Below are 11,932 nucleotides of genomic sequence, written 5' to 3'. Positions count from 1 at the left end.
TTTAGAGTTTCTCCTTTATAGGGGTTCGGTTAGGCTTACGTATAAATCGCAAGACCAACGCCAAGATTACCTCGCTGACTTCACCTTTTCGGAAAGTGAATACATAAGCTATTACAGCAATTCCCGAAACAATTAATGCTGTAACCCCCCTGAATAGTAAAAGAAGCTTTTCTTTTAAACCAGGTGTCGGCCAGAGTTCCGGAACCAAAAACAAACCGACCCAAATTAACAGTCCTGTCGGCAACACATCCATAACGATATGGCCCAGATTCCGAAATAAGTGCTTTCTCAACTTTTTTATAGCAATAACATACAGGATAGCTACATTAATGAACGAAGCAATGCCGCTCGCAACCACCAATCCTACTGCACCGTATATGGGGGCCATCAGAAAGCCAAGCGATATATTGATGATTACAGAAATAGAAGAAGAAAGCAGAAGATGCTTGCCGCCTTTTTGAGCAAAATAGTATTGCGATATTATGGGTAATAACATATAAAAGAGTGCAAACCCGCCATAAACTTTCAAAAGTATAGTGGTTGTCTCCACATCTTGGAGTTTAAAGGCTCCTTGGTAATAAAAAAATGAAACCAGCGATTCCCCAAAGAACAAAAACCCCCCGCCGATAACAAACGCGGCAAGCATGATCCATGTTATGGCCCTATTAAGGAGCGCTTCTGCCTGTGTTGATTCAGAATTGATGTGATAATTCACAAACCGAGTATACGTGGTGACGGCAATGGAGCTTCCAATCAATCCTATGGGAAGCAACCCCAACTTTGATGCGTAATTTAAGTTACTGACCTGCCCTTCCGGTAAACCCGACGCCAAAATGCGATCCACGATCTGATTTGTTTGCATCACTGCTTGGCTAAGAAAAATCGGCAGCATACCGATTACCGACTCGGTAAGTTTAGGGTGCCACATCTCTGTCACTCGGAGTGTAAGTTGCTTACGTTTTACTAATGGAATAACCTGGATTGTGAATCTTCCTACTACTCCGATTAAAAAACCATAGGCCAAAGCGTTCACTCCAAAAAACGGCTCAAATCCCACTAGTCCCAAGAAAAAAAATGAGTTAAAAAAAATACCGACAAGGGCTGGAAAAAGATAACTTTCAAAGCTGTTGTTTATTCCGCCGAAAAGGCCTGAGAAGGCGGAAAAAACGATGGCAAAAAGCATAATAGTCAGCATCTGTACGCCAATTTCACGCTGCTCTCCAGTAAAAGCAGGAGCTAACAACTCAATGATTTCGTTTCTGAACAAGTAGGCAAATAAGGTCAGGAGAATGGAGACTGAGAAAACGAAATAAAATGCATGGTTGATAAGCGATATGCCTGATCTCTGAGAGAACTGATATTCTTTTTTTAAGACGGGGATGAGTGCATTCGTTAAAGCAAATCCAATCCAACCGGCGATTATATCGGGAACTACAAAAGCGACGTAATAGGCGTCAGTATATCTGGACGCCCCGAACGCATAGGCAATATAGGATTCTCTCGCAAATCCCAATACTGAACTAATCAGGGTCAGAACCATGACGAGAATGGCGTTTTTCTTTATCGAAGCACTGCCCACTTCCTACTGTTGCCTCCTGTGTACCGATAATAGGGTTATACGAAGTGAAGTATTTTATTTAAAACGCATCTTTCGAACCGGCCATTACTTTCACTGTCTTGAACAAGATTTTCGTATCAAGCATCGGACTTCTTTGCTCTATGTACTCCAGATCCAGCTGCACCATCTCGGCGAAGCTGAGCTCGTTCCGTCCGCTCACCTGCCACAGCCCCGTGCAGCCGGGCGTCACCGTCAAGCGCAGCTTGTCGTAATCGGTGTACTCCTCCACCTCGCGCGGAAGCGGCGGGCGCGGGCCGACGAGCGACATGTCGCCTTTCAGCACATTGAACAGCTGCGGGAGCTCGTCGATGCTGGTTTTGCGGATGATTCTGCCGATTCTCGTGATCCGCGGGTCTTCCTTCATCTTGAACATCGCGCCGCTGATCTCGTTCTGGTGCAGCAGATCCTGCAGCAGTTCTTCTGCGTTGGATACCATCGAGCGGAATTTGTACATCCGGAACGGCTTCTCGTCCTTGCCGATGCGGTTTTGGCTGAAAAACACCGCGCCCCGCGGATCCTCCAGCTTGATCAGCACCGCCAGCACAATAAAAAGAGGGGCCAGAAGGAACAGCCCCGCCAAAGACGCCATAATATCGATCCCGCGCTTGCATATGAAATAAAGACCGCGCGTGCCCCGCCGCTCCGCAAGCGGATAATACGGATTGGCATGCATGACGGCCTCGGCCTCATTCGGATGTGGGTGCGTCATTGTCACTCACCTCTCGCTGCCAGCAGCGTGCTCTTGCGTTCCCGTTCCACGAGCTCTTCCAACGCCGTCATAAGCGGGCGCTGCAGCTCCTTGTTGCGCAAGGCGAAGTCGAGGCTGGTCAGGATAAACCCGAGCTTCTCCCCTACGTCGTATCGGATTCCCTCGAAATTATAGGCGAAGACGCCTTGGTATAAGTTCAATTGTTGAATGGCGTCCGTCAGCTGGATTTCCCCGCCCGCGCCGGCCTCCTGCCGCTCCAGGTAATCGAAGATTTCCGGCGTCAGCACGTACCGGCCCATGATCGCCAGGTTCGACGGCGCCAGCCCGACCGGCGGCTTCTCCACGAAGCGATGCACCTCGTACAGCCGTCCCATCGCTTCAAGCGGATCCACAATGCCGTAGCGGTGCGTCAGTTCCACGTCGACCGCCTGCACGCCGATCACCGAGCGGCCGCTTTGTTCGTACTGCCGGATCAGCTGCCTGGTGCACGGCACCTCCGCCTGCACGATGTCGTCGCCGAGCAGAACGGCAAACGGCTCATCCCCGATGAAATGCCGTGCGCACCAGACCGCGTGCCCCAGCCCTCTGGCCTCTTTCTGCCTTATGTAGTGAATTTCCACGTTCGATGAGCGCCGAACTTCCTCGAGCAGGTCGTACTTCTCCTTCTCCTCCAGGGTATGCTCGAGCTCAAAGGCGATGTCGAAGTGATCTTCAATCGCCCGTTTTCCTTTGCCGGTCACGATAATAATCGACTCGATGCCGGATTCGATCGCTTCCTCCACAATGTACTGGATCGTGGGCTTATCCACGATCGGCAGCATTTCCTTCGGCATCGCCTTGGTAGCCGGAAGGAAACGGGTGCCCAGACCGGCTGCCGGAATGATGGCCTTCCTTACTTTTTTCATCTCGATCACCTCTCCTCTCCTCCAAACGCAAACGGATTAATAACTGATGTTAGAAACACCCAGCTATATCATCCACCAGTTGGAACATATAGCTGGGATTTCTAACATGACAAAAAGGGCATTAAACCCATCCTCACGTCACACCCTCGACGATAAACGTCTAAGGTCCGTTGAACCCACAGCGTGACCGAGTGCCTCCCGTGATAAAGGTGCAGGAGACATGACCTGAAAGCTTATCGATTATCGTTATTTGCGCTCGCCGTAATAGTAGTAGTAATAGCCTTCCGCGCTGCTGCGGCTGATATTGTTGAGCACGACGCCGAGCAGCTTCGCGCCGACCATATCGAGGCCGGCCTTGGCCCTGGCCGCGGCTTCCTTCTTCACCTTGCCGGCATCCACGACCATAAGCACCCCGTCGCTTTGCGCAGCCATGATCTGGGCATCCGTCACGGCCAGAGTCGGCGGCGTATCGATGATGATGATGTCGAACTGCGATTTCAAATCGTCCAGCATGGAACTCATCCGCTTGGAAGCGAGTATTTCGGACGGGTTCGGGGGGATCGGCCCCGACGGGATGATGGATAACTGCTCCACCGTCGTATCCAGCAGGGCGGAACCGAGAGGGCTCTGATGGCTCAGCACCGAAGTCAGCCCGACACGGTTGGATACGCGGAAAATATGGTGCTGCGTCGGCTTCCGCAGGTCGGCGTCGATGATCAGCACCTTTTTCCCCGCCTGCGCATAGGCTACCGCCAGGTTCGCGGAGGTCGTGCTTTTGCCCTCGCCCATGGCTGCGGAAGTCACCATGATCGTCTGAATGTCCGTATCCAGATTAGAGAATTGGATGTTGGTGCGCAGTATTTTGTAAGCTTCCGAAATCGGCGATTTCGGATTGCTTTCGGTTATCAACGGATAGCTACGCGTCGAGCTCGACATTGCGCTCCCCCCTTTTCACCATCGTTGTTAGGCCGCGTTTCTCGCGAACCGTCTCGATGTCGCTCGTCTTCATGCGGGGTATGAGCGTGAGCGCCCGGACGCCGAATACTTCCGCCACATCCTCCTCGGTCTTGATCGTGTCGTCCAGATAATCGATCAGGAATGTGATGCCGAGTCCGATCATCAGGGAGAGTACGAGGCTGATCGCGATATTCAGGTTCGGCTTCGGAGAGACGGGCGCCGGCTTTGCCTTCAGGCTGGCCTCGTTCAGAATGCTCACATTGTCCACCTGCAGAATCAGGGGAACCTCCTGCTGGAACACTTTGGAGACGGCATTTACGATTTTCGCCGCTTGTACGTAACTGACGTCGCCGGCCGTCACCGACATCACCTGGGTATCGTTCACCGCGCTGACGCTTACTTTCCTGATCAGCTGGTCGGACGTTAAGCCGATATCCGGATACTGCGCCGCCACCTTATCCATAATCCGCGGGGTCTTGATAATTTCCTTGTAGGTTTTGATGAGCTCGATGTTGGAATTGATTGCGGCCAGCTCCAATTGCGCTGAAAGTGCCGACGCTTCTTTCTTCTGGTTGACGACGAGCTTCGTGGACGCCTCATACTGCTTATCCGCGTACAAATAAGAATACAAACCGGTTGCCGTGCCGCTGACGATGACGAGCAGCGCGATCAGCCACAGCCGCTTCCTCACGATGCTCCAATACTGTTTCAGTTCCAAAATGTATCCTCCGTTAGCTCAAAGTTAAGTCGCCGCATCCGCACCCGTTCTCATGCCCCTTGAAAAAGTTATTCATTACGCGACCATGTATGCAAAAAAATTTGCGTTTCTTTCATTCCGTAAGGGCGGCGCTTGGCATTTTCATCCTGTTTTCAACTCCTTGCGGTTATTCGACACGCCTGTAAGGGTTACCACGTATTATGCGTATAGAGAATTTGTCGACTTGATTATAATTCATTTTGAATAACTTTGTAAATACATTCTTTTTCAACTTTCACACTTCCACTCTTTCTTTTTGGAAATATGTCGTCTGCAATCCATTTCAATCTTGTGGAATTATTCGCATCGAATTATAATCAAAAGCAGAGTTATCCGAACAAGGGGCTGGTTCAACTGCGGTTGCTGAGGATTGCTTCCGGCGCGGTCTGGAGCATCTTGTTGTTTGTCGGCACCAGTACGGCAAGCTTTGACGATCTGCTGGCGTACCATCAGGTGCGTTTCACGTTCGACAGCGATCCGGATTGGAGCGAGTTCCTGCTTGTTACGAATATTTTTGCGACGCAAAGCATGCTTCAGCAGAAGCTGGGCCATTTCTTCGGCTTTTTCATTCTCGGTTTCATTCTCACTCTCGGTTCCCGGAGCAGGAACGGTTTGTATTTGTCGGTGGGGTTCGCTGTTTTGACCGAAATCCTGCAAATGTATTTCACCCGGGACGGGAGATTGATAGATGTGTTTATCGACAGCGCCGGCATCGCCGCCGCTTTCGCAGCAACCCGGATTCTCCTGGATGAGGAACCGAATAGGACGACGGATCGTATCTGAACCCCTTTGTCTCTCTACCCGCACGCAAGGATGTGAACGTTGTGACGACACTCGATACACAGACCAATCTATTGAATTATGAAAGCTTCATCGCTTGCATGTCCGGATTGATCCGCGAGGACAACCGGAGCTTTATACTGGTGCTGCTGGATTTTCGGGTTTTCAACAGTGCGAGCCATTCGGGTATCGCAAGCGGAACCGAGCTGCTGGTAAGCATCTCGAATCTGCTCCAGGCATCCTTTCCCGATGCGATTGCGATGGCCCGATACGCGGGAGACCGGTTCGCCATGCTCCTTCCCCAAAAGCCGCGGATGGCGAATGAGAGGATGGCGGCATTGAATGCCAACTCGCCGGGCTATTACGCGGCGTACAGTCTGGCTTTTTTCCCGCAGGACGCAGGCTCTCCGCAGCAATTGATGTCGATTGCCGAGGACAAGCTGTTTTTCAATAAGCGAACGCTTAGCCTGAAACAGGAAGAAGAGATGCTTCGCTCCGAGAAAATGAAAATCGTCGGCGAATTGGCAGCCGGCATGGCCCATGAAATCCGCAACCCGTTGACGACCTTGAAAGGGTTCTTGCAGCTGTCGCAAAGCCAGAATTACAACATAAAGCCCTGGTACGAGATCATCATGCACGAGATCACCAGGATGAATGAATTAACGGGTGAATTTTTGCAGTTCTCCAAGCCTCATATGGACGATATGAAGCAGGCGTCCGTGTGCGAAATGCTCGAGAGGGTAAGGTTCATGAGCGAATCCCAGGCCGTTTCGCAAGGACATACGATTTCGCTCTCGCTTTTCAACGTCGACCGGTCCCTGTTCGTTGTCGTTGACCGCGATAAAATCGTACAGGTGCTCCTGAACATTGTAAGAAACGCGATCGAGGCGATGAAAGAACCCGGGCATATCCGCATTAAGGCGAAGCTGATGATGGATGAACTCGTTCTCGAAATAGAAGATTCGGGTCCCGGCATTCCGCAGGATGAATTGCCGAATATTTTTATGCCTTTCTATACGACCAAAGAGAGCGGCACCGGTCTGGGCCTGTCCATCTGCCACAAAATCGTACAGGATCATGGCGGCAGGCTTACGGTGAGCAGCGTCGTCGGAGAAGGCACGACGTTCTGCATCAGGCTTCCGGTCACGGCTGACAGGCCGTGATTGTTTGTTCGCCTGCGCGAGCATTGCTACAGCAGGACCGTTGTGCCGGGTGTGCATGAATTGACCGGATACAGAAAAGGCCATCTCAGAAGTCCAGCAGGACTCTGAAATGGCCTTTTCTCCATTCAACCGGCCGGCAGAGGCGGCAGCACCCGCACAACGCGCTCCAACGCTTCGTCCACGCCGGAGGCCGTTATGGTGATGCGGTCCGTCTCGTACTGCTCGGTCGCATATTGATAGCGGGGGTCGTAATAGTGGAGCAGCAGCAGCCTGACCGCTTCGGCGAACCGGTTGCCGAGCAGGGCGGCCCGGACCTCCGCGGCCACCGGCGTATGCATCCGCTTCTCGATACGCTCGAATGAGCGGAGGCAATCCTCCTTATGCAGCTGCGGCTTGTAATCGCCGATGATGTTCGCGACTCTCTCTTCAACCGGAATATCGACGAAAATCGCCGTTCCCTCCTCCTTCGCTTTCACGAGGAAGTCGGGCAGCACGACCTTGCCCACCCTCTTGCTCTCCGCTTCCATCACAAGATAAGGCGCCTCGCGCCAACGGAGCAGCTCGTGAACGAGCAGCGATTCGAACGACTTCTGGTTGTTCGGCGCCTTGCCGATATGTCCGAAGATGGAACCGCGGTGCCCGGCCATCTGCTCCAGGTTCAGGACGGGATAGCCGCGCTCTTCGAGCCGGGCGAGCAGTTCCGTTTTGCCCGAGCCGGTATAGCCGTTGATCACGTAGCAAGGCGGCAGCTCGCGGAAGCTTGCCAGCGTATCGACAACCCATTTGCGGTAGGCGCGGAAGCCGCCGGTCAAGCGCAGCATGCGCAGTCCCATCAGGGAGGCGAGCGTCGCCGACGTCCGGCTGCGCATGCCGCCCCGCCAGCAGAAGACTGCCTTGCGCGAACCGGGCGTCTCGCCGATCGCCCGCACGAAACCCGGCAGCTTGCGCGATACGAGCTCAAGCCCTTTGTCCTTCGCCGCATCGACGCTTTCCTGCTTGTACAGCGTGCCGACCTCGGCGCGCTCCGCATCGTCGAACAGCGGAATGTTGACGCTCCCCGGAATCGTCGACTCTTCGTATTCGGACGGCGAGCGGACGTCGATCAGGGAAACCTCTCCCTTGCGCTGAAGCTCGAGCAGTTCCTCCACGGTTATATCCTGAAACATATCGTCGCACAGCTCCTTTGAAGTGTCCTTGCGCCGCTACTCGTTCACAACCGCGATGTGCCCGGCCTCCCCGGCCGTCACCTCGCCGATCGGATGCGCGTCGACGCCCGCCTCCCGCAGCTTGCCGAGCAGCTCGTCGGCCGCGGACGACGCAACCGAAATCAGCAGTCCGCCGGAGGTGACCGCATCGCACAGAATCCACTGATCGATCTGATCGATGCCCTCATCGAACGTGACCGAGCCTTCCAGATGGGCGTAATTGTTCTTCGTGCCGCCCGGCACGAAGCCCGCTTCCGCCAGCTCCCGAACGCGGGGCAGCACCGGCACCTTGGACTTCGCGATCCGGATGCCTGCGCCGCTGCCCTTGGCCATCTCCGAGGCGTGGCCCAGCAGGCCGAAGCCGGTTACGTCGGTGCAGGCGTGCACCTCGTAAGGCTCCATCGTCTCCGCCGCCGTCTTGTTCAGCGTCGTCATGACGCGCGTAACCCGCGCCACTTCTTCCCCGCTCAATTGGTCCTTCTTGATGGAGGTCGTCAGAATGCCGACGCCGATCGGCTTGGTCAGAATGAGCTTGTCCCCCGGCCTGGCGCCGGCATTGGTCCGGACCTTCCCCGGGTGCACGAGCCCGGTCACCGCCAGCCCGAACTTCGGCTCTTTATCGTCGATCGAATGGCCGCCGACCAGCGTGGCGCCGGCCTCCTTCACTTTATCGGCCGCGCCGCGCAGCATGTCGGCCAGCACCTGCTTGTCGAGCGTGTGAATCGGGAACGCGACGATGTTCAGCACCGTCAGCGGCTTGCCGCCCATCGCGTAAATATCGCTGATCGCATTCGCCGCGGCCACCTGGCCGAAATCATAAGGATCGTCCACGATCGGCGTGAAAAAATCGACCGTCTGCACGAGCGCCAGCTCGCCCGTCAGCCGGAATACGCCGGCGTCGTCGCTCGTATCGAGCCCGACGAGCAGATTCGGGTTCGGCTCCGCCGGAGGCAGGCTGCGAAGCACCTGCGCCAGGTCGGCCGGCCCGATTTTGCAGCCGCAGCCGCCTTTGCTCGACAGACTGGTCAGCTTGATTTTCCCGGTTTTGGACATGATCGCCATTCCTCCCTTTCTTTCCTAACGATTATAGGTTATAGGTTCACCGCCGCCGTCCTCTTCGTCTGGCGGGTAGATCGTGCGCAGCTCCGCATCGCCCAGCTCCTCCGGAGAACCGTCGAACGTAATCCGTCCCTCGGTCAAGCCGATGATGCGGGTCGCATACGCGCGGGCGATCGCCACATCGTGCAGATTCAGGACGACGGTCATTCCGCGCTCGCGGTGCAGCTCGGCGATATAGGCCATAATTCGTCCCGCCGTGACCGCGTCAAGGCTCGAGATCGGCTCGTCCCCGAGCAGCAGGGCAGGCTGCTGCATCACGACGCGCGCGATCGCCACACGCTGCTTCTGCCCGCCGCTCAGATCATCGACCCGCCGGCCCGCGAACGGCTCAAGGCCGACCTTGCGCAGCGCCGCCGCCGCCCGCGCCTTGTCCTCCGCCGTAAAAGCGCCGATGAGGCTTCGCCAGCGCGGCATGCCGGCGAACCGGCCGGCGATGACGTTCGTCAGCACCGTCAGCCTCGGCAGCAGATTGAAATGCTGGAACACCATGCCGATCTCGCCGCGGACGGCCCGCAGCTCGCGCGCGTTCATCCCCGTGATCGCGCGGCCGTTCCAGATGATCTCGCCGGCGTCCGGCTCGACCAGCCGGTTGATGCAGCGGACCAGCGTCGATTTGCCGGCGCCGCTTCGGCCGAGCACGGCCACGAATTCCCCCGGCTCAACTCGTAGATCAATCCGGTCGAGGGCCGGCGTCGCCTCGCCCTTGTACGTTTTGCCGATTCCCTTCAGCTCCAGCAGCTCACTTCACCCGCCTTCGGATCAGCGCGCCCAAATAATCGACGGCTGCAACCATCACCATAATGAGGAGAACCTCGAACGTCACTTTTTCATAGGCGAACATTTTGAAATCGTTGAACAGCATTTGGCCGATGCCGCCCGCCCCGACGATGCCGAGAATCAGGCTCGTCCGGATCGCCACCTCAAGCCGGTAAAAATAGTGGGACAGCACGAGCGGCGCCATCTGGGGAAAGATGCCGTACAGCGCGACGTGCAGCCTCGTCCCTCCGACCGCCTTGACCGCATCCTGCGGCCCTTCGTCGGTCGCCTCGATCGTCTCGGACAGCAGCTTGCCGAACACGCCGACGTTGTGAATGATCAACGCCATCACCGCGGGCATCGGACCGAGGCCGAGGGTCGGTATGAAAACAAGCGCCAGCACAAGCTCGGGTATCGAGCGCGCAACATTGAACAAGCCGCGGGTGGCGTCGTACATCCAGCGCGCCGGCGCCCAATTCCGGGCGGCGAACAAGCTTCCCGGAACGGCGAGCAATAATGCGGCGAGCGTGCTGAATACGGCAATTTCCAGCGTGTCCAGCATCGCTTTGACCGCGATCCGCCAGTCGGCCGCATCGGCCGGAAACCAGTTGCCGGCGATAAAGCGGAACGTGTTGCCCAGATCGCGAAAAGCCGAGACCGTCACGCCCACGCCCGATCCCGACCACCAAAGCAGGACAACCACCGCCGCGGCGGCAAAAACTCTTTTCATCACAGGTTACGGCTTGGGCTTCAAACGCCCGTCCTCGATCGCCGCCTGCCGAATGGCCGCGTAATCCTCGTCGCTCGCTTCCGCAAACCCGCTGGCGCCGCCGAACGCGCCGAGAATGTCGGGATCGTCGATGCCCTTCATCGCTTCCCGTATGCTTGCGATATCTTCATCGGAGAAGGTGTTCACGACAGCCCACGGATATTGGAACAGCTCCTCCGATTGCCAGATCTTCTTGATCTTCTTGCCGTCCACCTTGCCCTGCTTCACCAGATTATTGTAATAGGCGCTGTCGATCGCTCCCACATCCTGCTGCCTGTTCTGGATCGCAAGCGCGGTAGCCGTATGGTCGCCCGTATACGTTACGCTTGCAAACTGATGCTCCTGCTGGGACTTGAACACGCCCGCTTTCTTGAGCGCGATGCCCGGGATCAGGCTGCCGGACGTCGAGTTGATGTCCCCAAAGGCGAACCGGACGTCGCCCGCATTCGCCACGACATCCTCGAGCGAGGCGTATGGGGAATCCGACGGAGCGATCAGATAGGAATAGTAGAACGGCTTCCCTTCGATAAGCTGCGTGACGATCGCGTTGACGCCGTACCGCTCATGCGCCTCCACATACGTCAGCGGTCCGAGATAGGCCATTTGCACCTTGCCGGCGCCCATCGCTTCCACGACGCCGTTGTAGTCCGGATACACCTCGGCCGTTACCTTCCTGCCGAGCTTCGCCGCCAATACGTCCGCCAGCTTGTCCGCGCCGGGCTTCATCTCATTGCCGCCCTGCGCGGGAATGACGCCGATCAGGATTTCCTCCTGCCCCTGCGCCGCATTCCCTGCCTGATTGTTCGCCGTACCCGATTCCCGCTTATCCGCGTTGCCGCAAGCCGTTGCGAGCAGGCCAGAGATCAGCAGACATGTTAATACCGAAAACGATTGTCTTTTTCGGAACATTCCGTTCTCTCCTCCCGTCAAAATGAATGATCCCATATAAGATCAGTACAATAATTGAGATTAACACAGTTTCGCCCGAAAAAAAAGAAAGCGCCGTCCGCCGTCCGCCCTGACCGTCCGTTAGGCGCTGCCGTCCCAACCAAAAAAAAGTTTTTGACAAATTACGACATATTCCGTTATGATTGTATGTAACTGAATACCTACGGCAAACTCGTCCGAAAGGCGGGGACGCAAAACCACAGGTCTTCCGCCGATTCGGCGATGACGGCTGGGCTGCACTTGAAC

The 11,932-nt window shown here is 55.8% G+C and carries 12 protein-coding genes and 1 riboswitch; of the genes, 2 read left to right on the top strand and 10 right to left on the bottom strand.

Annotated elements, in window-relative coordinates; genetic code table 11:
- Position 1 precedes the first annotated feature (1 nt).
- The 5 genes from murJ to RWM61_RS05735 all read right to left on the bottom strand — a co-directional run bounded on the left by murJ (position 2) and on the right by RWM61_RS05735 (position 4,907).
- Entirely contained in the window at positions 2–1,579 is a 1,578-nt protein-coding gene (gene murJ / locus RWM61_RS05755; RefSeq protein ID WP_313998380.1) for a murein biosynthesis integral membrane protein MurJ, read from the bottom strand.
- A 58-nt stretch (positions 1,580–1,637) separates the two neighbouring features.
- Positions 1,638–2,327 carry a sugar transferase gene (locus RWM61_RS05750; protein ID WP_313998377.1) on the bottom strand — a complete coding sequence of 230 codons (690 nt, stop codon included), beginning with the start codon at positions 2,325–2,327 and terminating at the stop codon, positions 1,638–1,640.
- A gap of 2 nt (positions 2,328–2,329) precedes the next feature.
- Positions 2,330–3,232: a UTP--glucose-1-phosphate uridylyltransferase GalU gene (gene galU / locus RWM61_RS05745; protein ID WP_313998375.1), complete on the bottom strand. Its 903-nt coding sequence runs from the start codon at positions 3,230–3,232 to the stop codon at positions 2,330–2,332.
- Positions 3,233–3,478: 246 nt separating this feature from the next.
- Positions 3,479–4,168, bottom strand: coding sequence for a CpsD/CapB family tyrosine-protein kinase (locus tag RWM61_RS05740; protein ID WP_313998373.1), 690 nt, complete (start codon positions 4,166–4,168; stop codon positions 3,479–3,481).
- Positions 4,149–4,907 carry a Wzz/FepE/Etk N-terminal domain-containing protein gene (locus RWM61_RS05735; protein WP_313998371.1) on the bottom strand — a complete coding sequence of 253 codons (759 nt, stop codon included), beginning with the start codon at positions 4,905–4,907 and terminating at the stop codon, positions 4,149–4,151. Before RWM61_RS05735 ends, RWM61_RS05740 begins: the two co-directional genes overlap by 20 nt.
- A gap of 399 nt (positions 4,908–5,306) precedes the next feature.
- On the opposite strand from RWM61_RS05735, the gene RWM61_RS05730 reads away from it, so the two are divergent.
- On the top strand, positions 5,307–5,729 hold the full coding sequence (locus tag RWM61_RS05730) for a VanZ family protein (protein ID WP_313998369.1): 423 nt from the start codon (positions 5,307–5,309) through the stop codon (positions 5,727–5,729).
- A gap of 41 nt (positions 5,730–5,770) precedes the next feature.
- Positions 5,771–6,889: an ATP-binding protein gene (locus RWM61_RS05725; RefSeq protein ID WP_313998367.1), complete on the top strand. Its 1,119-nt coding sequence runs from the start codon at positions 5,771–5,773 to the stop codon at positions 6,887–6,889.
- A 125-nt stretch (positions 6,890–7,014) separates the two neighbouring features.
- Here RWM61_RS05725 and mnmH read toward each other — a convergent pair whose 3' ends face one another.
- The 5 genes from mnmH to phnD are packed head-to-tail and all read right to left on the bottom strand — an operon-like array spanning position 7,015 to position 11,647.
- Complete coding sequence (gene mnmH / locus RWM61_RS05720; RefSeq protein ID WP_313998365.1) at positions 7,015–8,055, bottom strand: tRNA 2-selenouridine(34) synthase MnmH; 1,041 nt, start codon at positions 8,053–8,055, stop codon at positions 7,015–7,017.
- Positions 8,056–8,091: 36 nt separating this feature from the next.
- Positions 8,092–9,147, bottom strand: a complete 1,056-nt coding sequence (gene selD / locus RWM61_RS05715) for a selenide, water dikinase SelD (protein WP_313998363.1) — start codon at positions 9,145–9,147, stop codon at positions 8,092–8,094.
- A 24-nt stretch (positions 9,148–9,171) separates the two neighbouring features.
- Positions 9,172–9,942 (bottom strand): phosphonate ABC transporter ATP-binding protein, encoded by a 771-nt coding sequence (gene phnC, locus RWM61_RS05710; RefSeq protein ID WP_313998450.1) that lies wholly within the window; start codon positions 9,940–9,942, stop codon positions 9,172–9,174.
- Between the two features lie 10 nt (positions 9,943–9,952).
- Complete coding sequence (phnE, locus tag RWM61_RS05705; RefSeq protein ID WP_313998360.1) at positions 9,953–10,699, bottom strand: phosphonate ABC transporter, permease protein PhnE; 747 nt, start codon at positions 10,697–10,699, stop codon at positions 9,953–9,955.
- Between the two features lie 6 nt (positions 10,700–10,705).
- Positions 10,706–11,647, bottom strand: a complete 942-nt coding sequence (phnD, locus tag RWM61_RS05700) for a phosphate/phosphite/phosphonate ABC transporter substrate-binding protein (RefSeq protein ID WP_313998358.1) — start codon at positions 11,645–11,647, stop codon at positions 10,706–10,708.
- 194 nt (positions 11,648–11,841) lie between these two features.
- Positions 11,842–11,928: riboswitch (cyclic di-GMP riboswitch) on the top strand.
- The last annotated feature ends 4 nt before the right edge of the window (positions 11,929–11,932 follow it).

This window comes from uncultured Paenibacillus sp., assembly GCF_963515335.1.
Lineage (GTDB): Bacteria > Bacillota > Bacilli > Paenibacillales > Paenibacillaceae > Paenibacillus_I.
The sequence above is the reverse complement of the archived record's forward strand: the minus strand, read 5'-3'. Positions and strand labels throughout refer to the sequence as shown.

Coding starts and splice junctions, on each gene's coding strand:
- RWM61_RS05750 (WP_313998377.1), bottom strand. CDS start 2,327: ATGACGCACCCACATCCGAATGAGGCCGAGGCCGTCATGCATGCCAAT.
- galU (WP_313998375.1), bottom strand. CDS start 3,232: ATGAAAAAAGTAAGGAAGGCCATCATTCCGGCAGCCGGTCTGGGCACC.
- RWM61_RS05740 (WP_313998373.1), bottom strand. CDS start 4,168: ATGTCGAGCTCGACGCGTAGCTATCCGTTGATAACCGAAAGCAATCCG.
- mnmH (WP_313998365.1), bottom strand. CDS start 8,055: ATGTTTCAGGATATAACCGTGGAGGAACTGCTCGAGCTTCAGCGCAAG.
- selD (WP_313998363.1), bottom strand. CDS start 9,147: ATGTCCAAAACCGGGAAAATCAAGCTGACCAGTCTGTCGAGCAAAGGC.
- phnE (WP_313998360.1), bottom strand. CDS start 10,699: ATGAAAAGAGTTTTTGCCGCCGCGGCGGTGGTTGTCCTGCTTTGGTGG.
- phnD (WP_313998358.1), bottom strand. CDS start 11,647: ATGTTCCGAAAAAGACAATCGTTTTCGGTATTAACATGTCTGCTGATC.